Source organism: Leclercia sp. Colony189, assembly GCF_009740165.1.
Lineage (GTDB): Bacteria > Pseudomonadota > Gammaproteobacteria > Enterobacterales > Enterobacteriaceae > Enterobacter.
Genome location: NZ_CP046557.1, coordinates 2,758,962 through 2,782,379, shown reverse-complemented (window position 1 = coordinate 2,782,379; position 23,418 = coordinate 2,758,962). Strand labels below are relative to the sequence as shown.

Sequence of the window (23,418 nt, the reverse complement as noted above, 5' to 3'; positions counted from 1 at the left end):
AACTTATCCTCCGAACAGGCGTTTGAGGAAACCTTTCTTCTCTTCTTCAATGAAGCGGAAAGGACGTTCTTCTCCGAGCAGACGATCCACAGTGTCCGCATACGCTTTACCCGCGTCTGCGTTGGCGTCGAGGATAACCGGTTCACCCTGGTTAGAGGCGCGCAGCACGGATTGATCTTCCGGGATAACGCCAACCAGTTTGATGCGCAGGATCTCCAGCACGTCTTCCATACTCAGCATATCACCTTTGCTGACACGACCCGGATTATAGCGGGTCAGCAGCAGGTGCTCTTTGATCGGTTCCTGACCATTTTCCGCTCGACGGGATTTTGAGGCAAGGATACCTAAAATACGGTCCGAGTCGCGCACGGATGAGACTTCCGGGTTGGTGGTGATGATCGCTTCATCGGCGAAGTAGAGCGCCATCAGCGCACCGGTTTCGATGCCTGCAGGTGAATCGCAGATCACGAAATCGAAGTCCATCTTGTTCAGCTCATCGAGCACTTTTTCCACGCCTTCACGGGTCAGCGCGTCTTTGTCGCGCGTCTGGGAAGCGGGAAGAATATAGAGATTATCGGTACGCTTATCTTTAATCATTGCCTGATTCAGCGTGGCATCACCCTGAATCACGTTTACAAAGTCGTAAACCACGCGGCGTTCACAACCCATAATCAGGTCAAGGTTACGCAGGCCGATATCAAAGTCGATAACGACAGTTTTCTTTCCCTTCTGGGCCAAACCAGTAGCGATGGCCGCGCTGGAGGTGGTCTTGCCAACGCCTCCTTTACCCGAAGTAACAACAATAATGCGTGCCATAGAAATTCCTTGTTAAAAAGGGATCAATTCAACGGTTGAACGGTCAAAGCGTTGTCTGCCAGACGCAAACGCGCTGCTTTGCCAGAAAATTCGGCCGGGATGTTATCGCTCAGCCAGTAAACACCTGCGATGGAGACCAGCTCCGCCTCCAGGTGGGTACAAAAAATTTGCGCATCGCGATCGCCACTGGCGCCTGCCAGCGCCCGGCCTCGCATTGAGCCATAGATATGAATATTGCCATCGGCAATAAGCTCCGCTCCTGCGCTGACGTGGTTTGTTACAATAAGGTCACAATTTGGCGCATAAATACGCTGCCCGGAACGTACCGGCAGGTCGATCAAACGCGTTTTTGTGGCGGGTGTAACAGGAAGTTCAGGCGGGGCAGGGGGCTCTGCGCGCGGGGCTTTATCTTTACCTTCGGTGAGCAGCGGAAGACCCGCCTCGTCGATTTCGGCTTTCAGTTCAGGATCTTTACAGCCGCTGATGCCGACAATCCGCAGCCCGGTGGCTAAGACCGCCTGTTGCAGCTGCTGCCAGTTAATCGGCGCTTCAAGATCGCTGACGTTAATGACGACGGGCGCATGTTTCAGAAATGCGGGCGCCTGGGCGATTTTGTCTTCTAACGCCTGACGAATAACCTCGGGTTTTGCTTCATGCAAATGAACCACTGATAAGGTGAAGCTACTGCCTTTAAGCTCGATTGGCGTGTTTGACATCCTGGCCTTACTCAATTTGCTTTTTACCACGGCGTGTGCGTCGTGATATTCCGAAGAGTATCAGGCATGTTATAGTCACAATTATATTGAGGCAAGTCACCCTCCCCGTTAATTCTGAGTAAATATATGTTTTGTGTGATCTACAGAAGTACCCAGCGCGACCAGACCTATCTTTATGTCGAAAAAAAAGACGATTTTTCCCGTGTGCCTGAGGCGCTGATGAAGAGCTTCGGTAAGCCGCAACTGGTGATGCTCATGCCGCTTGACGGGCGTAAGCAGCTGAAGAACGCCGATCTGGAAAAAGTAAAAAGCGCGTTAGCCGAACAGGGCTATTATTTACAACTCCCTCCGCCGCAAGAGAATTTACTCAAACAGCATCTTGAGGCGCTGGGGAAAAAATAGTTTGAGATTAATCTGTCAGCGTTACATTAACCTTTAGGGGCTCATTATGTATCAGCATCATAACTGGCAAGGCGCCTTGCTGGATTATCCGGTCAGTAAAGTCGTCTGTGTGGGCAGTAATTACGCAAAGCATATTCAGGAAATGGGCAGTGCAGTTCCGGACGAGCCGGTGCTGTTTATTAAACCCGAAACCGCACTCTGCGATATCCGCCAGCCGCTGGTGATCCCGCAGGGGCTGGGGTCGGTGCACCACGAAGTGGAGCTGGCGGTGCTGATTGGCGCCACGCTGCGCCAGGCCTCTGAAGATCATGTGCAGAAGGCGATTGCCGGTTATGGTGTGGCGCTGGATCTCACCCTGCGCGAGGTGCAGGGCAAAATGAAAAAAGCGGGCCAGCCGTGGGAGAAAGCCAAAGGTTTTGATAATTCCTGCCCCATCTCCGGGTTTGTACCGGCGGCGGAGTTCCAGGACGATCCGCAGAATACGACCCTGAGCCTGAAAATTAACGGCGAAGTGCGTCAGCAGGGCTCTACCTCTGACATGATCCATAAGATTGTGCCGCTGATTGCCTATATGAGCCGTTACTTCACCCTGAAACCGGGCGATGTGATCCTCACCGGCACCCCGGAAGGGGTGGGGCCGCTGCACAGTGGCGATGAGCTGGACCTATCCGTCAACGGTCTGTCACTGAAAACACGCGTACTGTAATCCTCGCTTGCCGCGCTTTTCGGTCGGCGAAACTTGCATCGAGGTGCCAGACTGGTTATAAGGTGCGCTTTATTTTGACGTGTGGACATCCTTATGAGCGAAATCCCTTTCTGGCAAAGCAAAACTCTCGACAACATGACCGACGCCGAGTGGGAATCGCTGTGCGATGGTTGCGGGCAGTGCTGCCTGCATAAGCTGATGGATGAAGACTCGGACGAAATCTATTTCACCAATGTCGCCTGTAATCAGCTGAACATCAAAACCTGCCAGTGCCGCAACTACGAGCGGCGTTTCGAGCTGGAGCCGGACTGCATCAAGCTGACCCGGGATAACCTGCCGACCTTCGAATGGCTGCCCCCGACCTGCGCCTACCGCCTGCTGGCGGAAGGGAAAGATCTGCCGGCGTGGCACCCGCTGCTGACCGGCTCAAAAGCGGCGATGCACGGCGAGCGGATCTCCGTGCGTCATATCGCGGTGAAAGAGTCCGAGGTGCGCGACTGGGAAGACCATATTCTGAATCATCCCAACCGCTGATAATAAAAAACCCGCCAAGGCGGGTTTTTTAATGTGCGGCTTTATTGCCGGGTGACGCTGCGCTTACCCGTAGGCCCGTGCAAGCGAAGCGCCGCCGGGCATCAACGACCAAACAGATCGCGTTTTTTCGCTTTAAACGGCTGGGCAATCAGCACCAGCAGCGCCACGATCAGGTAGGCGGCAAAAATGCCCACCAGCCACTGCGGCATCTCCAGGGTCAGGAATTCCCACTGACGCACGGCGCAGTCACCGGTAGCCACAAAGACCTGCGGCAGCCACTTGTCCAGCGGCAACCAGCTCGGAAAGCTGGCGGCAAAGTCACAGGTCTGGAACGGCGACGGGTGCAGCTGGATCATGGTGTGCTCCCAGGCCAGTTGCAGGCCTTTACCGGCACTGTAAAGCCAGATGGCAATGGCACCATAGCGCAGCGGGCTTTTTGGGGCGATGGCGCCCACCAGACCCGCGCCCATGACGCCAAACAGCGCGCAGCGTTCATAGATACAGAGTACGCATGGCTTCAGCAGCATTACGTGCTGGAACCACAATGCCACCATTTCTAACACGAAGGCGGTCAGGGCCAACAACAACCACGCCCCGCGACCGCGCGAGCACTGGTTCAAAAATTTCAACATAATCATTTCCCTGGAGCAGGTATAGAAAGCGCAGTGTAAACGAAATCAATCTACGCGCCAGCTTCAGCGCGTAAAATATAACGTAATCGAATACTTATCATGCACAAGTGCAGCCGGGCAATGACCGCCCGGCCGACTCATTTAATGCGTCGCCAGTATACCTGCCTGCAGCATCCATTGGGTAAAAGGAATGAGGGTAATTTTGACGCACAGCAAACCCACAGCGGTTAACACCAGGCTATAAGGCAGCGCCATCCATACCATCCGGCCATAAGAGAGGCGGATAAGTGGGGCGAGGGTGGAGGTCAGTAAGAACAGGAAGGCCGCCTGACCGTTTGGCGTGGCCACGGAAGGCAGGTTGGTGCCGGTGTTGATCGCCACCGCCAGCAGTTCAAACTGCTCCCGGTCGATGATACCACTCTCCATCGCCGCTTTCGCTTCGTTGATATAGACCGAACCGACAAAGACGTTATCGGAGATGGCCGACAGCAGGCCGTTAAACAGATAAAACAGCGACAGCTGGGCATCGGGAGCCGCCTGTAGCACGAAGTTAATGATCGGCCCAAACAGGTGCTGATCGACGATCACCGCCACTACCGCGAAAAAGACCGCCAGCAGCGCGGTAAACGGCAGCGCTTCGGTAAAGGCTTTACCGATGGCATGTTCATCCGTCACGCCGGAGAAGGTGGTCGCCAGGATAATGACCGACAGACCAATCAGTCCCACCTCCGCCAGATGAAACGCCAGGGCAATAATCAGCCAGACGCCAATGATGCCCTGGGAAATCAGCGCCAGCCGTTGCTGACGGGTACGCTGGCTGCGGCTCTCTTCGTCGAAGCGTTGCAGCACGTCGCGCACCTGATTCGGCAGCAGGGTGCCGTAACCAAACCACCTGAACTTCTCTACCAGCCAGCAGGTGAGCAGGCCGCACACCAGCACCGGCACGCTGACGGGAGCAACGCGCAGGAAAAATTCGATAAAATTCCAGTCCGCGGCTTTGGCGATAATCAGGTTCTGCGGCTCGCCGACCATGGTCATGACGCCGCCCAGCGCAGTCCCCACGCCAGCATGCATCATCAGGCTGCGCAGAAAGGCGCGAAACTGCTCCAGCACGTCGCGCTGGTGGGCATCAACCTGACTGTCATCCTGCATGCCCGATGCCGGCTGGGAAGAGGCCACCCGGTGATAAATCCCGTAAAAGCCGACGGCGACGCTGATCACCACTGCCACCACGGTCAATGCATCGAGGAAGGCCGATAAAAAAGCGGCCGCCAGACAGAAGGCCAGCGACAGCAGCCTTTTTGAGGGGATGCTCAACAGCAGGCGGGTAAAAATGAACAGCAGCAGCTGCTTCATAAAATAGATCCCGGCCACCATAAACATCAGCAGCAGGAGCACTTCCAGGTTGGACGCCAGCTCTTCTCTCACGTGTTCCGCACTGGTCATCCCTATTGCTACCGCCTCGAAGGCCAGCAGGCCGCCCGGCAGCAGGGGGTAACACTTCAGCGCCATGGCCAGGGTAAAGATGAACTCTGCCACCAGCAACCAGCCTGCGGCAAAAGGACTCACCATAAAGATAAGCGGGTTAATTACCAGGAAGATAACCAGAGCCAGTTTGTACCAGTCGGGAGACTGGCCTAAAAAATTGCGCCAAAGGGCGCGACGATACGACATTTTCACAACAGATTTCCTTGCCCGTCACATAATTACGCACTAAGTATACGCAAATGGCGCCGGGGAAGGAGCGCAGGCCGCGTTTTTTTAAATGATAAAAATAAAACGGCGATCCCTTTTTTCTCGGCTCGCTGCGCTATCTGCCTCTGTCTGCCTCTGGTATGATGAGTGAATTTTGTAAAAAGCAGTGGAATGGAAAACTCACTATGGTAATAAAGGCGCAAAGCCCGGCGGGTTTCGCGGAAGAGTATATTATCGAAAGCATCTGGAACAACCGTTTCCCCCCAGGCTCGATTCTTCCCGCAGAACGCGAACTCTCTGAACTGATTGGCGTCACACGTACCACCTTACGTGAAGTGTTGCAGCGACTGGCACGCGACGGCTGGCTGACGATCCAACACGGCAAACCGACCAAAGTGAATAACTTCTGGGAAACGTCGGGTCTGAATATCCTTGAAACGCTTGCGCGCCTCGATCACGAGAGCGTGCCGCAGCTGATCGACAATCTGCTCTCCGTGCGCACCAACATCGCTACCATCTTTATCCGCACGGCGTTTCGCCAGCATCCGGATAAGGCGCAGGAGGTGCTCGCCCGCGCTACGGCGGTGGAAGATCACGCCGACGCCTTTGCGCTGCTGGATTACAACGTCTTCCGCGGGCTGGCGTTTGCCTCCGGCAACCCAATTTACGGCCTGATCCTCAACGGCATGAAAGGGCTCTATACCCGCATCGGTCGTCACTACTTCGCCAATCCGGAAGCCCGCAGCCTCGCGCTGGGCTTCTATCACAAGCTGAGCGAACTCTGTGCCGAAGGCCAGCACGATCAGGTGTATGACATCGTGCGTCGCTACGGTCGCGACAGCGGCGAGATCTGGCATCGGATGCAGAAGACCCTGCCGGGCGATCTCTCCATCCACGGCCGATAAAATAAAAAACCTCTCATCTGAGAGGTTTTTTTGCCGGGTGGCGGCTAAGCCTTACCCGGCCAACAAAATCCGCAATATATGTTTGCCGGATAAGCGAACGCCACCCGGCAAACAGGCGATACCGGCCTAAAGGATATTACCCTTAGGTGGGCAGCGCTCCAGCAACTCCACGCTGCCATCTTCGTTCTGCTGTTCAAGCAGAATGTCAAAGCCCCACAGACGATGTACGTGCTTCAGCACCTCTTTACGTCCTTTATCCAGCGGCGCGCGGTTATGCGGGATATAGCGCAGCGTCAGGGAGCGATCCCCGCGCAGATCCACATTCCAGACCTGAATATTCGGCTCCAGATTGCTTAAGTTGTACTGGGCCGAGAGACGGGAGCGGATCTCACGGTATCCCTCTTCATTGTGGATAGCAGAAATTTCCAGATAGTTGTTGTGATCGTCATCCAGCACCGTAAACAGGCGGAAATCACGCATCACCTTCGGCGACAGGAACTGGCTGATAAAGCTCTCATCCTTGAAGTCGCGCATCGCGAAATGAAGCGTCTCCAGCCAGTCGGAACCGGCGATATCCGGGAACCAGTATTTATCCTCGTCCGTCGGGTTCTGGCAGATACGCTTGATATCCTGGAACATGGCAAAGCCCAGCGCATAGGGGTTAATGCCGCTGTACCAGGGGCTGTTATAGGGCGGCTGGAACACCACGTTGGTGTGGCTGTGCAGGAACTCCAGCATAAAGCGTTCGGTCACTTTGCCTTCGTCATAGAGGTGATTGAGGATAGTGTAGTGCCAGAAGGTGGCCCAGCCCTCGTTCATCACCTGGGTCTGCTTTTGCGGGTAGAAGTACTGGCTCACCTTGCGCACGATGCGCAGGATCTCACGCTGCCACGGCTCCAGCAGCGGGGCGTTCTTCTCCATAAAGTAGAGCAGGTTCTCCTGCGGCTCAGAAGGATAACGGCGTGCTTCGGGAACCGCTTTCTCCTCTTCCCGTTTCGGCAGGGTACGCCACAGGGTATTCACCTGGCTTTGCAGATACTCTTCACGGCTTTTCTGCCGGGCTTTCTCCTCCTGCAAGGAGATCTTCTGCGGACGTTTGTAGCGATCCACGCCGTAGTTCATCAGCGCATGGCAGGAGTCCAGCAGCTTCTCGACCTCTTCCACCCCGTAGCGCTCTTCACATTCGGTGATGTAGTTTCGGGCGAAGATCAGGTAATCGACAATCGAGCTGGCGTCGGTCCAGCTGCGGAACAGGTAGTTATTTTTGAAAAACGAGTTGTGCCCGTAGCAGGCGTGCGCCATTACCAGCGCCTGCATGGTGATGGTGTTCTCTTCCATCAGGTAGGCGATACAGGGGTTTGAGTTAATGACGATCTCATAGGCCAGCCCCTGCTGACCGTGCTTGTAGAGCCGTTCGGTCTCAATGAATTTTTTACCAAACGACCAGTGGGTATAGTTAATGGGCATCCCGACGCTGGAGTAAGCGTCCATCATCTGTTCGGAGGTGATCACTTCGATTTGATGGGGATAGGCGTCCAGACGGTAGAGTTTTGCCACCCGGTCAATTTCCGCCAGATAGGTGTCCAGCAGCTCGAATGTCCAGTCGGGTCCATCGCTCAGACGAGTGGTGTCCTTATTCATGGAATCAATAGTAGCCATTAGCGCGCCCTCGTTGTTGGTAGCTCTCTCTGTCTGGAGAACCTCTTTTCAAGCATAGAACACGCCATTCAAAAGCGTGCTGGTGCGCTATTTTTTTTCTTTGCGATTTCCCGTCGCGGGCATGACGAAAAGGGGGTGGGTAACAGCATAATCTGCTGGTTAAAAATGCCGCGCAGCATGAGATGCCAAATACGCCACAGCCCCGTCATAGGGGGAAGGTGTGAGGTAAGTCACCATAAAAAATGCCTATGTTGAATAATATTTTCATCTGGGTTATCAATATGTAATCAGAAGATTGTTCTTTTGCTTATAAATGGAGTGGCTATGCGTGTTGTCATACTGGGAAGTGGCGTCGTTGGTGTGACCAGCGCCTGGTATTTGAGTCAGGCCGGGCATGATGTAACCGTCATCGATCGGGAACCGGGTCCGGCACTGGAGACCAGCGCGGCGAACGCCGGACAAATCTCTCCGGGCTACGCGGCGCCGTGGGCGGCACCGGGCGTACCGTTGAAGGCGATTAAGTGGATGTTCCAGCGCCATGCGCCGCTGGCGATCAGTCTCGACGGCACTCAGTTCCAGCTGAAGTGGATGTGGCAGATGCTGCGCAACTGCGACACTTCGCACTACATGGAAAACAAAGGACGGATGGTGCGTCTGGCGGAGTACAGCCGCGACTGCCTGAAAGCGCTGCGTGCCGCCACCGGTATCCAGTATGAAGGCCGTCAGGGAGGCACCCTGCAACTATTCCGCACCGCCCAGCAGTACGAAAACGCCACCCGTGATATCGCTGTACTCAAGGATGCGGGCGTCCCGTATCAGCTGCTGGAAGCGAGCCAGCTGGCGCAGGTGGAACCGGCCCTGGCGGAGGTCGCGCATAAGCTGACCGGCGGTCTGCGTCTGCCCAATGACGAGACCGGCGACTGCCAGCTCTTTACCCAGAATCTGGCGCAGATGGCCGAGCAGGCCGGCGTCAAATTCCGCTACAACACCGGTGTCGATAAACTTCTCTACGAAGGGGATAACATCTATGGCGTGCTGTGTGGCGACGAGGTGGTGAAGGCCGACGCTTACGTGATGGCTTTTGGCTCTTACTCTACCGCCATGCTGAAAGGGATTGTGGACATTCCGGTCTACCCGCTGAAAGGTTATTCGCTCACTATCCCGGTCAAAGAGGAGAGCGGTGCCCCGGTTTCAACTATCCTTGATGAAACCTACAAAATCGCGATCACCCGTTTTGACAACCGGATCCGCGTGGGAGGAATGGCGGAAATCGTCGGCTTTAACACTGAGCTGCTGAAACCGCGTCGGGAAACGCTGGAGATGGTCGTTGGCGATCTCTTCCCCCGCGGCGGCTTTATCGAACAGGCGACCTTCTGGACCGGGCTGCGTCCAATGACCCCGGACGGTACCCCGGTGGTCGGGCGGACACCGTTTAAAAACCTGTGGCTAAACACCGGACACGGTACGCTGGGCTGGACAATGGCCTGCGGTTCAGGGCAGCTACTCAGTGATTTGATCTCCGGGCGCACACCCGCTATTCCGTTTGATGATTTAAGCGTTGCGCGCTACCGTCCGGGATTCACGCCGTCACGTCCACAACATTTACACGGCGCGCATAACTAACAAGGAGTCGTCATGTCCCGTCCTGTTCTGGCTCAGATGGATCTGCAGGCCCTGAAGGATAATCTGCAAATTGTCCGTCGCGCTGCGCCCGCTTCACGCGTCTGGACCGTGGTCAAAGCCAATGCTTACGGCCACGGTCTGGACCGCATCTGGAGCGCGTTAAGCGCCACGGATGGTTTTGCGCTGCTCAACCTTGAAGAGGCGATCCTGCTGCGCGAGCGCGGCTGGAAAGGGCCGATTCTGATGCTCGAAGGTTTCTTCCACAGCGATGAACTGCCGCTGTTTGATAAGTACCGCCTGACTACCAGCGTGCACAGCAACTGGCAGGTCAAGGCGCTACAGAATGCGAAGCTGCATGCCCCGCTCGATATCTACCTGAAAATGAACAGCGGTATGAACCGGCTCGGTTTCCAGCCGGAGCGCGTGCACAGCGTCTGGCAACAGCTGCGGGCGCTGAAGAACGTCGGCGAAATGACCCTGATGGCCCATTTTGCCGATGCGGAAAAGACGGAGGGCATTGTCGAACCGATGAAGCGCATCGAGCAGGCAGCAGAAGGTCTGGCCTGTCCGCGTTCGCTTTCCAACTCGGCGGCAACGCTCTGGCATCCGGAGGCGCATTTTGACTGGGTGCGTCCGGGGATCATCCTCTACGGCGCCTCGCCGTCGGGTCAGTGGCAGGATATCGCCAACAGCGGCCTGAAGCCGGTGATGACCCTGCGCAGTGAGATCATTGGCGTCCAGACCCTGAAAGCGGGGGATACCGTGGGTTACGGCAGCCGCTATCGTGCGTCGGGCGAACAGCGGATCGGCATCGTCGCCGGGGGTTATGCCGACGGCTATCCACGCGTTGCCCCTTCCGGTACCCCGGTATGGGTGGACGGCGTGCGCACCGGCACGGTCGGCACGGTGTCGATGGATATGCTGGCGATTGACCTGACGCCGTGCCCGCATGCGGGGATCGGTACGCCGGTTGAGCTGTGGGGCAACGAGGTGAAAGTGGACGATGTCGCCGCCGCCGCGGGCACCGTCGGGTATGAGCTGTTAACGGCGTTAGCGCCACGAGTACCGATCGTCGTTGTGTAACATCGCCCGGCGGCGCGACGCTTGCCGGGCCTACAAAACCCGTAGGCCGGGTAAGGCGTAGCCGCCACCCGGCAAACCGGCCTACTCTTCGGCATCCTCCGCCACGCGCACGCCCACCCTCAGCACCGCGTTATCCTCTTTCTCCGCCACCGTCCAGATCATCCCGGCAAACTCCACCTGGTCACCCACGACCGGCGCGGCACCGAGCTGCTTCTGCACGATCTCGCCCAGGGTCTGCTGGTTATCGCGATACTCCAGCCCGACATCCAGACCGTAAATCATCGCCACGTCGGCAAATTTGGCGCTGGCTTCCAGAATAAAGTCCCCGAAGAAGCGCTGATCCAGTGCCACCGGCGGCGACTGGCTGAAGAGCTTGCCAAGGGCAGGAAGGTCATGCTCGCGACCAATCACACAGAGAATATCTCCCTCGCGCAGCCGGGTGCTGCCGGTCGGATGCAGCAGGGCATTATCGCGGAAGAGGGCGGCAATGCGCGTCTCGGCGGGCATATGGAGGTCGCGCAGCGAGGCGCCCACGCACCACTTATCGGCGCTGAGCTGGTACACAAACTGCTCCCAGGGGTTTTCAGGGTGAAGATCCAGCCCCACGCGGGAGACCGGCCAGCCCACCGGTGGGATCACCACCTTCGCTTTTTTCGCCGCCCACGACAGCGACGTGCCCTGGAACAGCAGCGACACCAGCACTACGAAGAACGCCACGTTGAAGAAGAGACGGGAATTATCGAGCCCAGCCATCATCGGGAACACCGCGAGGATGATCGGCACCGCACCGCGCAGTCCCACCCAGCTGATAAACACCCGCTCGCGCAGGTTAAAGCCTCTGAAAGGCAGCAGCCCGGCGAAGACCGACAGCGGACGGGCAAAGAAGATCATCCACAGTGACAGCATCAGCGCCGGAACGGCAATCGGCAGCAGATCCGACGGCGTCACCAGTAGCCCCAGCACCAGGAACATGCCAATCTGTGCCAGCCAGGCCAGGCCATCGAAGTTTTGCAGAATGCCAAAGCGGTTGCGGATTGGACGGTTGCCGAGCAGGAAACCGCAGAGATAGACCGCCAGAATGCCGCTGCCGTCCAGCGCCGTGGTAAGGGCAAAAATCAAAATCCCGCCGCTCAGCGCCAGCAGCGGATAGAGCCCGCCCGGGAGCGAGATGCGGTTGATCATCTGTTGCAGCAGATAGCCGCCGCCAAGGCCAAAGATGATACCCAGACCAAACTGTTGAATGATGTGCCAGGCGAACATCCAGCTCAGGCCGGTTTCATGCTGCTGGATCATCTCAATCAGGGTGATGGTGAGAAATACCGCCATCGGATCGTTACTGCCGGATTCAATCTCCAGCGTCGAGCCGACACGTTCGTTCAGCCCTTTGCCACCCAGCAGGGAGAAGACCGCCGCGGCATCGGTAGAGCCGACAATCGCGCCAATCAGTAACCCTTCCATGAGGTCAAGGTGGAACAGCCACGCCGCCATCATCCCGGTGAGGCCGGAGGTGATTAGCACCCCGACCGTTGCCAGCGACAGGGCCGGGCCCAGCGCCACGCGAAACGAACTGGCCTGGGTGCGCATCCCGCCATCCAGCAGGATCACCGCCAGGGCGAGGTTACTGATCATGTACGCAAACGGGTAGTTGTCGAAGGGGATGCCCCCGATGCCATCAACCCCCGCCAGCATGCCGATGGCGAGGAAAATAACCAGAATGGGGATGCCGAGACGCGAAGAAAACGAACTCAATAAAATACTACAGGTTACAAGAACTGAACCCAGGATAAAAAGACTGATTATTGCTGCGGCATCCAATGTGTGCGTACTCCCTGCCTGACGCGATGACTAGAAGTAAAACCCTATCATATTAACGCCCCTTACAGGGCGTTAATCCGCCGCTTAAGGGGCTTTTTTTATGCCCGGAGCACCGGATGCCCGCTCAGGGTTAAACGACTGTTGCCGGGGGTGTGAACCAGCGTTGCCTGCGCACCGAGCGGCAGGGTAACGGTCCGTTGCTCGTGGCCGAAGTCGAGTCCGCTGATAACCGGCACCGATATCCGGGAACGCAGGTAATCGACCATGGTTGCCAGATCGTATCCGGCATCGTAATCGTTAGGGGTCGCGCCGCTGAAGCTGCCGAGCACAATCGCCTGCTGACGGTTGAGAATACCCGCGTGATGCAGCTGGAGCAGCATCCGTTCTACGCGGAACGGATGCTCATTAATATCCTCCAGCACCAGGATGCCGTTCTCAATGGCGGGCAGCCAGCGGGTGCCGATAAGTGACACGACCATCGCCAGATTGCCGCCCCACAGCTGGCCTTCGCACACGCACGACGGGCCATCCCCCGGCCACTCAACGGAGTAGGTACTGTTGCTGAGCGCCCGCCAGAAATGGTCTACCGTGAAGGCGTTCAGCTCCGGGGCGCCAAAATTGCCCGCCAGCATCGGGCCGCTGAAGGTGATGACGTTGTGCAGCGCCAGCAGGCCGAGCTGGATCACGGTGAAATCACTGTGGCCGCAGATCAGCAAGGGATCCTGCTGCTGGCGTTTCGCCAGGCCCTCCCAGTCAATCTGTTCCAGCAGGCGGCTGGCGCCGTATCCACCGCGCACCGGCAGCACTATCTGGTCGGCGCCCGGCAGACGGGCGAGGGCGTTGATATCATTCAGCCGCTCCGCCTCGGTACCAGCAAATCGCTGCTGGCGGCGGGGTATAATCGTCTGATTTTGTACCTGATGACCCTCGTCCAGTAATCGCGCCACGCCCCGCTGCGCCGCCTCCTGATTAATGCAGTACCCTGATGGTGCAATGAGATGAAACTGAGACATGGCATTTCCTTGCTGACTTATAAAGCTGAATGTATATATCATGCCGCCTGAGCGCGTCCTTCATCAAGCGGAGGATAGGGTAACAGCGATGAATGACCATAAGGACAGATGACGTGAAATTAAGATGGTTTGCTTTTTTGATTGTGCTACTTGCAGGCTGTAGTTCAAAGCAGGATTACCAGAAGCCGGAATGGAACCCGGAAGTCCCGGTTAAACGGGCGATGCAGTGGATGCCGATCAGTGAAAAAGCCGGTGAGGCGTGGGGAGTCAGCCCACGGCTGATCACCGCCATCATTGCGGTGGAGTCGGGTGGGAACCCGAACCTGGTGAGTAAATCAAACGCGGTGGGTCTGATGCAGCTGAAAGCCTCCACCGCCGGGCGTGAGGTCTACCGGCACATGGGCTGGAGCGGGCAACCCTCCACCAGCGAGCTGAAGAACCCGGAACGCAATATCTCTATGGGTACCGCCTACCTGAGCATTCTGGAGCACGGGATCCTGAACGGTATTGAGGACCCGGAAGTGATGCAGTATGCGCTGGTGGTCTCCTACGTGAACGGCGCGGGCGCGCTGTTGCGTACCTTCTCGTCGGATCGTAAAAAGGCGATCGCCGAAATCAATGACATGGATAAAGACGAGTTCTTTGATCATGTCGTCAATAACCATCCCGCCCCGCAGGCCCCACGCTATATCTGGAAAGTGCAGAAAGCGATGGACGCTATGTAATCTGTTGCCGGGCAGCCACGCGCTGCCCGGTGGCGATTAACGCACTTTATTGGCACGTTCCCGCGCTTCACGCTCCAGCGAGTAGATGATTTTCTGCAGTTCTCGCTCAGGACCCGGCCCGACGTTAAGAAACCGGAAACTCAGACGCGGCGTGGTGATGGTCTCGTTTTTGCTGTCCACCACTTTACGTTCGCTGACGGTAATCAGCTGCGCATCGAAAAAGAAGCGGCCCCAGCCCCCCATATCCAGCTCGATCTGCGAAAAACGCATTCCCTCGACCAGGCCTTCGGGTTTCGCGGTATCCATCAGCGCGCCCATGCCGCCCAGCGACAGATCGTGCAGGCGGAAACGAATGATGCTCTTATCAGGCATTCGGGCTTTGCAGAAGTAGGCCGGATGCAGCGGGGCATTGATGCGGAAGTACTCCCGGCGCTGAATGCACCATACGGAGGTCGGCAGCGGCGAGATAAAAGCAGGCAGCGCCTGGTAGTCACCCTGTTCCACCTTCGGCAGGTCGAACTCGACTTTGGCCCCCTGGGTATCGGCGGCCACGGTGATATTCTCCGCACGTAACACCGAGCGGTTTTCAAACTCCTGACTGCCCAAATCAATGATCAGTCGTTCCGGGGTAGCATCCAGGATTTTGCTGATGAACTGGTTGTTCCCCCAGCTGATACGTACGGGAACGTCATTTTTTTGCAGATCGCGTACTACACCCAATACAGCCAGCGGATTAGTTTTCAGGAACTGCTCACTGTAATTACTCACGCCCCGGGGCTCCTCGTTAGATGACAGTCTGTGGATGCGTTATCGGCAGCGGGCCGCGGAACTTAATACAAACCGGCAATTATTTTTTTCGCCTGAGCCGCAATTAAGTCGGTGTAGTAAAACTGGTTTTCCGGCGATTGCCTATACTTACTATTACCTGCGCTGGGGGTGTCCTGCGCAAGCTTAACTCTGCAAGAGGGCAACACTATGGGTATCATCGCCTGGATTGTATTTGGTCTGATTGCTGGCGTTATCGCAAAGTTCATCATGCCGGGACGTGATGGCGGCGGCTTTATCGTGACCTGTATCCTTGGGATCATCGGTGCGGTTGTCGGCGGCTGGCTGGCGACGATGTTTGGCATCGGTGGCAGTGTATCCGGATTTAACCTGCAAAGTTTTCTGGTGGCTGTGGTGGGTGCCATTCTGGTACTGCTTATCTACAGGATGGTACGACGCGCCTGAAACCGATAAAACGGCTCTTGTTAAGAGCCGTTTTTTTATGGGCAGAGCCTGGACGGCATGCCGGGTGGCGGATACGCCTTACCCGGCCTGGAGGTTACTGCTGTCCGACACTTTTCTGCGTTTCTGTTTCATCGTTAGCCGCTGGCTGGTCGGTGGTAGCCGGTGGCGTTGTGGTGGTCGTTGACGGGTTAGTTGTCGACGGGGTGCTTGTCGCCGCTGGCTGGTCGCCGGTGGTGGATGTGCCATTCGCCGCAGGTTGTGCGCCGGTAGTCGATGGGGTGGTAGTTACCGAACCCTCATTGGCCGCGGGTCGCGTGGTGGGCACTTTGTCGCACGGGTTCGCCTGCGGACAGACCAGATCCAACATTTTCAGCGTCACGCCGTTAGTCCAGCCGAAGCCATCCTGCAACGGATATTCACCGCCGCCGCCGCCAGTGCCGGTGGTGGAAACATCATATTTCTCTACCAGCTTCTGCTCGCGATCGTAGGTGTGCTGCACGTTGGTGAGGAAGCGCCACGTCACATCCATCGCCACTTTATCCTGCCCGTAATTCTGCAATCCTTCGGTGGCGACCCACTGCAACGGCGCCCAGCCGTTAGGGGCATCCCACTGTTGGCCGCTGTTAACGGTGGTGGTCGAAATGCCCCCCGCTTTCAGCAACTGGGCTTCGGCAGCAGAGGCGGTTTTGTCCGCGCGTTCCTGCGAGGCGGCCTTGACGTAGAGCGGGAAGAGCGCCGCGGCGGTCAACTGATTACGGACCTGGTTGGTTTTCAAATCGTAATCGGCGTACCAGCCCTCTTTCTCGTTCCACAGATAGCGCTCCATCGCTTTCTGACGATCGGAGGCCAGGCCCTCGTAACGGCTGGCTGCGGCGCTGTCACCGCCCTCCTGGCTGGCCTTCGCCAGCAGTTTCTCCATCTTGAACATCAGGGCGTTCAGATCCACCGGCACGATACTGGTGGTGCGGATCGTTCCCAGCTGCTGCGGATCGTCCATCCAGCGTGAGCTGAAGTCCCAGCCGGAGGCGGCGGCGGAGCGCAGATCCCGGTAGATCTCGGTTGCCGGACGGCTGGGGTATTTTTTCGCGGTGTTGATATCATCCAGCCACGATTCCGGGCGCGGCGTATCACGATCGTCCCAGTAACGGTTAAGCACGGCGCCATCGTCGAGCTTCACCACCCGCTGGCTGGCCTGGCCCGGCTGAAGGGCATCTACCCCCTCCATCCAGTAGGCGTACTCTTTTTCCATCTGCGGACGGTATTTTTTCAGCGCCTCTTTATCGTGCGTCGCCAGCAGCTCCACCATCAGGGCAAAGAAGGGCGGCTGGGAGCGGCTCAGATAGTAGCTGCGGTTACCGTTAGGGATATGACCCCAGCTGTCCAGTTCGTACGCGAAGTTGTCCACCATACTGGCGACCTTGTCCCAGTGGCCGCTCTCGGCCAGCCCCAGCATGGTGAAGTAGCTGTCCCAGTAGTAGATCTCGCGAAAACGTCCGCCCGGCACTACGTAAGGCTTCGGCAGCGGCAGCAGGGAATCCCACTTTCCGGCGCTGGAGGTAGTGCGCGTCAGCACCGGCCACAGACCATCAATGTGCGCCCGCAGGCTCTGCCCGGCAGGCGGCACATATTTTTCCTTCTCGGTCGGCAGGGTGAAGTTCACCTCTACAAAGTGGCGCAGGTCAAAGCCGGACTGTTTACGCTGCATGTGATAGTCGGCAAGGATCGTCTGGGGATCGTTTTTCGGTACTGCATCGGCGAAGGTCTTTTGATCCGGGAAGAGTTTGGCGGTTTGCACATCGTTAAACAGCGGGCCAAACAGAATATCGGGGGCTTGTTTCCGGGCGCCGGACGGTTCTTCCGCATAGCTAAAGGCAGTTATCCCAAGCAGGATGCCGCCAATCGCCAGCCGCAATGCTGTTTGCTGCTGAGGTCTCATCATGGTTGTTCTCCTGGGTTCTCTGGGCAGCGCGACCGCTACCATCAATCACCTGAAAACCTTAGACGAATATTTGTCACTTCGCGTGTCGGAGGTAACACTTTGCACAAAACCAGACTATTTACCGTTGCGTATTTAGCCTCCTGAAGCAGTGTCAGAAATATAGTAGTGGCGCGATTTATTTATCGCATAAATAACCACTAATCACGCAGATCACATAAAGGGAAAATCATAACTTCTTAGCGAGAAAACATAATAGATTGCTCTGGAAGGGATATGGAAATTATGTCGGCAGCTACAACGAAAGGACTGAAAAATACAGGGAGAGACCTGAAATGTCGGCAACGGAAAAATTAACGGTAAAAGAAAAAATAGGCTACAGCCTCGGCGATGCGGCCAGCCATATCGTCTTTGACTCCTCAGTGGCGATCCTCGCCTATTTCTATACAGATATCTACGGGCTGCCGCCCGCAGTGATGGGGACAATGTTTTTACTGGTCAGGCTGCTGGATGCCATCACCGACCCGATAATGGGGGCGATTGCCGATGCCACCTCCTCACGCTGGGGACGCTTTCGTCCGTGGCTTCTGGCGATCTGCGCCCCGTTCGCGGTCAGCTGCGTACTGGTCTATACCATCCCATCCTTTTCTGACAGCGGTAAAGTGGTCTATGCCGTGGCGGCCTATATCTTTATGACCCTGATGTATACCGCCATCAATATTCCTTACTGCTCGCTGGGCGCGGCACTTACTTCCGATCCGCGGGAAAACCTCTCTTTGCAATCCTGGCGTTTTGCCATCACCCCATTGGGCGGCGCCCTGGGCACCGCCTGCATTCTGCCGCTGGCGGATTATCTCTATCCTCAGGATCGCGCGAGCGGCATTCAGATGGCGATGGCCATTTTCGGGGTGATTGGCTGCCTGATGTTTATCATCTGTTTCGCCACCACCAAAGAGCGCGTTCAGCCCATCAAAGAAGAAAACCTCAATGTCGTCCGTGACGTCAAAATTCTGTTTCGCAATGAGCAGTGGCGCATTCTGTCGATCTACAACTTTATGATGCTGGTGGCGGTGGTGATCCGCGGCGGCGCGGTGGTCTATTACGTCAATACCGTGCTGCGTCAGGGCTCTACTATCATCTCGCTGTTTATGCTGGGCGGGATGATCGCCTCAATGCTGGGCTCGGCGCTGGCGCAGCCGCTGGGTTCCCGGTTCTGCAAAATCAAACTCTCATTCTGGATAAACCTGCTCAACGCCGGGCTGGGCATCGTCTGCTTCTGGTTGCCGGTGCAATACTGGCTAATTCCGCTGGTGGCCCATTTTCTTATCCAGACGGTGCAGGGCGGAAACGGCGCGCTGCAGTGGTCGATGATCACCGACGCCAATAATTACGGCGAGTGGAAAACCCAGCGGCGAATTACCGGCATGAATGTCGCGGCCAATATTTTTGTCATTAAATTAGGCGTGGCTGTCGGCGGCGCTATTCTGGGCTGGGTTCTGGCCGGGTTTGAATATCAAGCCAGCGCAGCAGTGCAATCCCCTCAGGCGGTGCAGGGGGTTGTCTGGTTATTTACCCTTATCCCCTCGCTCTTTTATCTGTTGACCGCGCTGGCAATTAAATTCTACCGCCTCGATGAACAGGTAATGAATACCGTGGTGACGGATTTAAATAACGGAAAATTTGCAAAGCCCTAATGTACCAGTGGAATCAACAATAAACTCACAGGATGGAATCTATGCGTATTCATTATATTGCGCTGCTGATCAGCGCCTCTATTCCGGCGACCACGCTGGCGGCCACCCAAACGGACAGCATGGAGGCGAAAATCGCCCGGCTGGAAGCCAGTCTGGCAAAAGCCGAAGCCCAGATTGCGCGCTTAGCGCAGGCGCAACAGACTCCGGCGGTGAATGTGGTCTCAGCTGAACCCCCGACGTCTCCAGCGCCGACGTTAACCCTGTCAGGCTATGGCGATCTGCGCTTCTATGGCGATGTGGAGTTCAATATGGACGCCGCCAGCCGCAGCGGCAGCCTGACATCCATGCGCACCAGTGCCAATAAGGACTGGGCCCCGTCAAACAACGAGCGCTGGGATATCAATGGCCGTCTCCTGCTGGGGTTTGACGGCTATCGGCGAATGGACAACGGCCAGTTTGCCGGTTTCTCGGCGCAGCCGCTGGCGGATCTTACCGGCAAGATGAATCTGGATGACGCGGTTTTCTTCTTCGGCCAGGAGAACGACTGGAAAATCAAAGTCGGGCGTTTCGAAGCCTACGACATGTTTCCCCTCAACCAGGACACCTTTATCGAATACTCCGGCAACACGGCGAACGATCTCTACAGTGACGGTTATGGCTACATCTACATGATGAAAGAGGGGCGCGGGCGCAGCGACAGCGGCGGTAACTTCCTGCTGAGTAAAAACCTCGGTAATTGGTATTTTGAGGTCAACACCCTGCTGGAAAACGGCAGCTCGCTGTTTGTCGATAAGCAGTACCATGGCATGGACCTGGATAACGATAAAAACGTGGCCTACGTGCGCCCGGTTATCGCCTGGTCAGAGGGGCGCTTCACCACGGCGCTGGCTATGGAGAGCAACCTGGTGAACAACGCTTACGGTTATCGGGATGCAGAAGGTCACTGGATCGATCAGTCCGATCGCACCGGCTATGGCCTGACGATGAACTGGAACGGGCAAAAAACCGACCCGGATAACGGCGTGGTGGTCAACCTCAACACCGCGTACATGGATGCCAGCGACGAAACTGATTTCACCGCCGGGGTGAATGGTCTGTGGAAGAACATTGAGCTGGGCTATATCTACGCCCATAACGAGATCGACAGATTCAGCGCTGCCGGGCTGAATGACGACTGCGATGGCGACTGCTGGATCACCCATCCGGGCGATTACGATATCCATACGCTTCACGCGTCGTATCTGTTCCCTGACGTAATGAAAATGAAAAACTTCAATGTTTATCTCGGAGCCTATGCCTCGTGGATCGATGCTCACCCGAAAGAGGGTGACGGCGACACCGACGCCCGCTACGGTGGCCGCCTCCGTTTTAAATATTACTTCTGATCGTCTCCCAGCCAGACCTCCGGCACGGTCTGGCTGGCTTGCCACATCTGCACTACCTTCATAACGAGTTCAAATGAAAGGGAGTGCCAATGAAATCATTACCTCAGATCCTTCCAGCCATTCTGCTGCTTGTCGGCTGCGGAGCGAATAATACCCCGCCGCAGGTGCCTGTTCCCGGTAAAACCACCTCAACTACCCTCAGTACCCTGGAGACGGGTGCCCAGGTGATCCAGTCCCGACCGCCGGTGGAGGCTATCAGTGCCTATCTTGACGGTTTTCATTTTTACAACGGGGATAAAAACGGGCAGATGGAGGCGCATCACTACGTGACGGTACTCAATGAAGAGGTCATGCAGGCGGTCATCTATGACGGCAATACAAAGGATGCCCGGCTGATGGGGGTAGAGTACATCATCAGCGAACGCCTCTTTAACAGCCTGCCGCCGGAGGAGAAAAAGCTCTGGCACAGCCACCAGTATGAAGTGAAATCGGGCAGCCTGGTGGCGCCTGGCCTGCCTGCGGTCGCTGACAAGGCGCTGATGAATAAAATCGTCAACACCTACGGCAAAACCTGGCATACCTGGCACACCGACAGGGATAAGACCCTGCCGCTCGGCATACCTGCGCTGATGATGGGCTTTACCGGCGAGGGACAGCTCGATCCCCGGCTGCTGGCGGATCGCGATCGTCGTCTGGGGATCGATACGCAGCAGATCAAAGCCCAGCGTGCCGACATCGTGGCCCATCCGGTAGCGGAAGGGGCCAATGCCTGGCAGCGCGGCGAGGTCATTCAGCTTAAACGCGTGCAGGGCAGCGGCGAACACGGGCATGGGGACACTACCCATTTCGGCACGTCCGAGCAGAGTCAGCAGAAACACCTACCCTGATGAGGAGGCGATATGAAGATTCATCATCTTAACTGTGGTTGTATGTGCCCGCTGGGCGGCGCGTTGTTCGACGGTTTCAGCAAGGGGCTACATGCGCACCTGGTCTGCCACTGCCTGCTTATCGAAACCGACCATGACGGACTGGTGCTGGTGGATACCGGTTTTGGGCAAGGGGATGTACGCGATCCCTCCCGGCTGTCGGGCTTTTTCCGGGCGCTAAACAATATCCAGCGTCGGGAGTCCCTTACGGCGCGCGCCCGCGTCGAGGCGCTGGGCTTTAGCGTGGCGGATGTCCGCCATATTGTGCTTACGCACCTCGATTTCGACCACGCGGGTGGGCTGAGCGATTTCCCTCACGCGCGCATCCATTTAATGCAGCAGGAGATCGACACGGCGCAACGGCGCCATAGCTGGCTGCAACGGGAGCGCTATCGTCCCGGGCAGTGGAGCGGTATCTCTGGCTGGGAGGGATACCAGGTGCAGGGCGAACGCTGGTTTGGCTTCGATGCGGTGACGGCGTTACGCGGCTTGCCGCCGGAAATTTTGCTGGTGCCGCTGGCCGGGCACACGCCGGGGCATGCAGGGATCGCCATCAGCCAGCCGTCCGGGTGGTTGCTGCACGGTGGCGACGCCTGGTTCTATCGGGATGAGATGCGCCAGCCGCAGCGCCATTGCACGCCGGGGCTGCGGTTTTACCAGTGGATGATGGCGATGGACAACGGTACCCGGCGGCACAACCAGCAGCGGCTGCGGGAGCTCTCCTGCGCGCATGCCCACGACATCACTTTTTTCTGTAGCCATGACGCACGGGAACTGGAGAGCCTGGTGACACAGGCAAAACAGCTCTAATTACCGCAACTTAGGCGTGGCCTGCTCTGGCAGAAGATCGTTTAAAAATTATACTGGATATTTGAACAGGTATTTGTATACTATTAGAGCAAATTACCCGAGTAATGTATGAGTGAGGGGTGAAACCTATGGTAATTCCTGTTGAAACTTTCCAGTCCAGTGGCCAGCTTGCCACCATCAGCAGTCGCGAAATCGCGAAGCTGACCGGTATTGCTCATACCGAGGTGAAGCGCATGGTAAAAAGCCTGGAAACGGCGCAGCGTCTTTCGCAGCCGGTAACGGCCAGCCTGTATGAGCGCGAAGGTGAAATGCGGCAGGAGTTTTTGCTGAACAAACGGGACTCCCTGCTGACGGTTTCGCGTATCTCCCCGGGCTTTACTGCCGCCATGCTCGATCGCTGGCAGGAGCAGGAGAGAAACGTCAATATTCCGGACTTCACCAACCCGGCGGCGGCGGCGCGCGCCTGGGCCGAGCAGTATGAAAAACGCCAGCGTGCTGAGGAGCAGCTAGCCCTCTGGGCACCAAAGGCGGCGTTCTTTGATCAGTTTGTTCAGGTCAAGGAGTCGCTGGGCTTCCGTCAGCTCTGTAAGATCCTCAAAGCGAAAGAGCCCCAGTTCCGGGAGTTCCTGCTTGAGCGGAATATCATGCAGCGCGTCGGCGGGAACCTGGTTCCGCCGCAGCACCACATTGATGCGGGCTATTTTACCCTGCACAGCGGCGTGGGCGAAAACGAGCGCACCTGGTCTCAGGCACGCTTTACCGCCCGCGGCGTGAAATGGGTGGCTGACCTGTGGGCTAAACACCTGTCAACGCTGGCAATTGAAATGCCTCGCACGGAGCGCACCGAAGGCGCCCCTGTCCAGCAGAGCTGGCTTTAATCTCTCCTGTAAAGCGAACCGGTCAGATCTCCTCTGGGGTCTGACTGGCTTCACGCAATGCCCCCGGCGACTTACCGACAACACGCTTAAACGCCCGGCTGAATGCCGCCAGCGAACTGTAGCCGAGACGCAACGCCACGGTTTCAATCGCCTGTTTCTCCTGCCCGATATAGTGGATCGCCAGCCGCATCCGCAGTTCGGATATTTTGCCAGCGTGCGGGTTAAGCCGGTAGCC

Annotated in this window: 22 protein-coding genes and 1 pseudogene; 13 read left to right on the top strand and 10 right to left on the bottom strand. The window is 56.8% G+C overall.

Annotated elements, in window-relative coordinates:
- Window positions 1-3: 3 nt before the first annotated feature.
- The gene (gene minD, locus GNG29_RS13190) at window positions 4-816 is read right to left on the bottom strand and encodes a septum site-determining protein MinD (protein ID WP_103180011.1); all 813 of its coding nucleotides are present in this window, start codon (window positions 814-816) and stop codon (window positions 4-6) included.
- 23 nt (window positions 817-839) lie between these two features.
- The gene (gene minC, locus GNG29_RS13185) at window positions 840-1,532 is read right to left on the bottom strand and encodes a septum site-determining protein MinC (protein ID WP_103180010.1); all 693 of its coding nucleotides are present in this window, start codon (window positions 1,530-1,532) and stop codon (window positions 840-842) included.
- 126 nt (window positions 1,533-1,658) lie between these two features.
- On the opposite strand from minC, the gene GNG29_RS13180 reads away from it, so the two are divergent.
- The 3 genes from GNG29_RS13180 (at window position 1,659) to GNG29_RS13170 (ending at window position 3,174) form a co-directional block, all read left to right on the top strand.
- Window positions 1,659-1,934: a YcgL domain-containing protein gene (locus tag GNG29_RS13180; protein ID WP_103180009.1), complete on the top strand. Its 276-nt coding sequence runs from the start codon at window positions 1,659-1,661 to the stop codon at window positions 1,932-1,934.
- Between the two features lie 46 nt (window positions 1,935-1,980).
- Window positions 1,981-2,640 (top strand): fumarylacetoacetate hydrolase family protein, encoded by a 660-nt coding sequence (locus GNG29_RS13175; RefSeq protein WP_103180008.1) that lies wholly within the window; start codon window positions 1,981-1,983, stop codon window positions 2,638-2,640.
- 93 nt (window positions 2,641-2,733) lie between these two features.
- Window positions 2,734-3,174 carry a YcgN family cysteine cluster protein gene (locus tag GNG29_RS13170; protein WP_103180007.1) on the top strand — a complete coding sequence of 147 codons (441 nt, stop codon included), beginning with the start codon at window positions 2,734-2,736 and terminating at the stop codon, window positions 3,172-3,174.
- A 101-nt stretch (window positions 3,175-3,275) separates the two neighbouring features.
- On the opposite strand, the gene dsbB is transcribed toward GNG29_RS13170, so the two are convergent.
- Together dsbB and nhaB are read right to left on the bottom strand one after the other, a co-directional pair.
- A complete protein-coding gene (gene dsbB / locus GNG29_RS13165) occupies window positions 3,276-3,806 on the bottom strand; it encodes a disulfide bond formation protein DsbB (RefSeq protein WP_103180006.1) in 531 nt (176 codons plus the stop codon).
- A gap of 141 nt (window positions 3,807-3,947) precedes the next feature.
- Window positions 3,948-5,486, bottom strand: coding sequence for a sodium/proton antiporter NhaB (gene nhaB, locus GNG29_RS13160; RefSeq protein ID WP_103180005.1), 1,539 nt, complete (start codon window positions 5,484-5,486; stop codon window positions 3,948-3,950).
- Between the two features lie 200 nt (window positions 5,487-5,686).
- Here nhaB and fadR point away from each other — a divergent pair, with 200 nt between their 5' ends.
- Window positions 5,687-6,406, top strand: a complete 720-nt coding sequence (gene fadR / locus GNG29_RS13155; RefSeq protein WP_103180004.1) for a fatty acid metabolism transcriptional regulator FadR — start codon at window positions 5,687-5,689, stop codon at window positions 6,404-6,406.
- Between the two features lie 126 nt (window positions 6,407-6,532).
- On the opposite strand, the gene GNG29_RS13150 is transcribed toward fadR, so the two are convergent.
- Window positions 6,533-8,065: a SpoVR family protein gene (locus GNG29_RS13150; RefSeq protein WP_103180003.1), complete on the bottom strand. Its 1,533-nt coding sequence runs from the start codon at window positions 8,063-8,065 to the stop codon at window positions 6,533-6,535.
- Between the two features lie 324 nt (window positions 8,066-8,389).
- Here GNG29_RS13150 and GNG29_RS13145 point away from each other — a divergent pair, with 324 nt between their 5' ends.
- Complete coding sequence (locus GNG29_RS13145; protein WP_156654699.1) at window positions 8,390-9,688, top strand: D-amino acid dehydrogenase; 1,299 nt, start codon at window positions 8,390-8,392, stop codon at window positions 9,686-9,688.
- A 12-nt stretch (window positions 9,689-9,700) separates the two neighbouring features.
- Window positions 9,701-10,771 carry a catabolic alanine racemase DadX gene (gene dadX / locus GNG29_RS13140; protein ID WP_103180001.1) on the top strand — a complete coding sequence of 357 codons (1,071 nt, stop codon included), beginning with the start codon at window positions 9,701-9,703 and terminating at the stop codon, window positions 10,769-10,771.
- An 81-nt stretch (window positions 10,772-10,852) separates the two neighbouring features.
- On the opposite strand, the gene GNG29_RS13135 is transcribed toward dadX, so the two are convergent.
- Complete coding sequence (locus GNG29_RS13135) at window positions 10,853-12,586, bottom strand: potassium/proton antiporter (RefSeq protein ID WP_156654698.1); 1,734 nt, start codon at window positions 12,584-12,586, stop codon at window positions 10,853-10,855.
- Between the two features lie 98 nt (window positions 12,587-12,684).
- On the bottom strand, window positions 12,685-13,599 hold the full coding sequence (gene ldcA, locus GNG29_RS13130) for a muramoyltetrapeptide carboxypeptidase (RefSeq protein WP_103179999.1): 915 nt from the start codon (window positions 13,597-13,599) through the stop codon (window positions 12,685-12,687).
- A 113-nt stretch (window positions 13,600-13,712) separates the two neighbouring features.
- On the opposite strand from ldcA, the gene emtA reads away from it, so the two are divergent.
- A complete protein-coding gene (emtA, locus tag GNG29_RS13125; RefSeq protein WP_103179998.1) occupies window positions 13,713-14,324 on the top strand; it encodes a membrane-bound lytic murein transglycosylase EmtA in 612 nt (203 codons plus the stop codon).
- Window positions 14,325-14,360: 36 nt separating this feature from the next.
- On the opposite strand, the gene GNG29_RS13120 is transcribed toward emtA, so the two are convergent.
- Window positions 14,361-15,092 (bottom strand): flagellar brake protein, encoded by a 732-nt coding sequence (locus tag GNG29_RS13120; protein ID WP_156654697.1) that lies wholly within the window; start codon window positions 15,090-15,092, stop codon window positions 14,361-14,363.
- A 207-nt stretch (window positions 15,093-15,299) separates the two neighbouring features.
- On the opposite strand from GNG29_RS13120, the gene GNG29_RS13115 reads away from it, so the two are divergent.
- A complete protein-coding gene (locus GNG29_RS13115) occupies window positions 15,300-15,554 on the top strand; it encodes a GlsB/YeaQ/YmgE family stress response membrane protein (protein WP_103179996.1) in 255 nt (84 codons plus the stop codon).
- A 94-nt stretch (window positions 15,555-15,648) separates the two neighbouring features.
- Here GNG29_RS13115 and GNG29_RS13110 read toward each other — a convergent pair whose 3' ends face one another.
- Window positions 15,649-17,493: an alpha,alpha-trehalase gene (locus GNG29_RS13110; protein WP_156654696.1), complete on the bottom strand. Its 1,845-nt coding sequence runs from the start codon at window positions 17,491-17,493 to the stop codon at window positions 15,649-15,651.
- A gap of 332 nt (window positions 17,494-17,825) precedes the next feature.
- Between GNG29_RS13110 and GNG29_RS13105 the strand changes: the two genes are divergently transcribed.
- From GNG29_RS13105 to GNG29_RS13085, 5 genes are all read left to right on the top strand, one after another.
- A complete protein-coding gene (locus GNG29_RS13105; RefSeq protein WP_156654695.1) occupies window positions 17,826-19,184 on the top strand; it encodes a glycoside-pentoside-hexuronide (GPH):cation symporter in 1,359 nt (452 codons plus the stop codon).
- Between the two features lie 41 nt (window positions 19,185-19,225).
- Window positions 19,226-20,569, top strand: a complete 1,344-nt coding sequence (locus tag GNG29_RS13100; RefSeq protein WP_103179994.1) for a carbohydrate porin — start codon at window positions 19,226-19,228, stop codon at window positions 20,567-20,569.
- An 89-nt stretch (window positions 20,570-20,658) separates the two neighbouring features.
- On the top strand, window positions 20,659-21,456 hold the full coding sequence (locus tag GNG29_RS13095) for an OBAP family protein (protein ID WP_103179993.1): 798 nt from the start codon (window positions 20,659-20,661) through the stop codon (window positions 21,454-21,456).
- Window positions 21,457-21,468: 12 nt separating this feature from the next.
- Entirely contained in the window at window positions 21,469-22,305 is an 837-nt protein-coding gene (locus tag GNG29_RS13090; protein ID WP_156654694.1) for an MBL fold metallo-hydrolase, read from the top strand.
- A gap of 128 nt (window positions 22,306-22,433) precedes the next feature.
- Window positions 22,434-23,183, top strand: coding sequence for a phage antirepressor KilAC domain-containing protein (locus GNG29_RS13085; protein ID WP_103822326.1), 750 nt, complete (start codon window positions 22,434-22,436; stop codon window positions 23,181-23,183).
- A 22-nt stretch (window positions 23,184-23,205) separates the two neighbouring features.
- Here the strand turns inward: GNG29_RS13085 and GNG29_RS13080 are convergent.
- Window positions 23,206-23,388, bottom strand: a pseudogene (locus GNG29_RS13080) (helix-turn-helix domain-containing protein); the annotation flags it as partial.
- Window positions 23,389-23,418 lie beyond the last annotated feature (30 nt).

Bases quoted from the DNA above. Each gene is read 5' to 3' on its own strand.
- GNG29_RS13170 (WP_103180007.1), top strand. From the start codon at position 2,734: ATGAGCGAAATCCCTTTCTGGCAAAGCAAAACTCTCGACAACATGACC.
- GNG29_RS13180 (WP_103180009.1), top strand. From the start codon at position 1,659: ATGTTTTGTGTGATCTACAGAAGTACCCAGCGCGACCAGACCTATCTT.
- fadR (WP_103180004.1), top strand. From the start codon at position 5,687: ATGGTAATAAAGGCGCAAAGCCCGGCGGGTTTCGCGGAAGAGTATATT.
- GNG29_RS13150 (WP_103180003.1), bottom strand. From the start codon at position 8,065: ATGGCTACTATTGATTCCATGAATAAGGACACCACTCGTCTGAGCGAT.
- dadX (WP_103180001.1), top strand. From the start codon at position 9,701: ATGTCCCGTCCTGTTCTGGCTCAGATGGATCTGCAGGCCCTGAAGGAT.
- minD (WP_103180011.1), bottom strand. From the start codon at position 816: ATGGCACGCATTATTGTTGTTACTTCGGGTAAAGGAGGCGTTGGCAAG.
- dsbB (WP_103180006.1), bottom strand. From the start codon at position 3,806: ATGTTGAAATTTTTGAACCAGTGCTCGCGCGGTCGCGGGGCGTGGTTG.
- GNG29_RS13100 (WP_103179994.1), top strand. From the start codon at position 19,226: ATGCGTATTCATTATATTGCGCTGCTGATCAGCGCCTCTATTCCGGCG.
- GNG29_RS13145 (WP_156654699.1), top strand. From the start codon at position 8,390: ATGCGTGTTGTCATACTGGGAAGTGGCGTCGTTGGTGTGACCAGCGCC.
- GNG29_RS13105 (WP_156654695.1), top strand. From the start codon at position 17,826: ATGTCGGCAACGGAAAAATTAACGGTAAAAGAAAAAATAGGCTACAGC.
- GNG29_RS13110 (WP_156654696.1), bottom strand. From the start codon at position 17,493: ATGATGAGACCTCAGCAGCAAACAGCATTGCGGCTGGCGATTGGCGGC.
- ldcA (WP_103179999.1), bottom strand. From the start codon at position 13,599: ATGTCTCAGTTTCATCTCATTGCACCATCAGGGTACTGCATTAATCAG.
- GNG29_RS13085 (WP_103822326.1), top strand. From the start codon at position 22,434: ATGGTAATTCCTGTTGAAACTTTCCAGTCCAGTGGCCAGCTTGCCACC.
- GNG29_RS13175 (WP_103180008.1), top strand. From the start codon at position 1,981: ATGTATCAGCATCATAACTGGCAAGGCGCCTTGCTGGATTATCCGGTC.
- minC (WP_103180010.1), bottom strand. From the start codon at position 1,532: ATGTCAAACACGCCAATCGAGCTTAAAGGCAGTAGCTTCACCTTATCA.
- GNG29_RS13095 (WP_103179993.1), top strand. From the start codon at position 20,659: ATGAAATCATTACCTCAGATCCTTCCAGCCATTCTGCTGCTTGTCGGC.
- GNG29_RS13090 (WP_156654694.1), top strand. From the start codon at position 21,469: ATGAAGATTCATCATCTTAACTGTGGTTGTATGTGCCCGCTGGGCGGC.
- GNG29_RS13115 (WP_103179996.1), top strand. From the start codon at position 15,300: ATGGGTATCATCGCCTGGATTGTATTTGGTCTGATTGCTGGCGTTATC.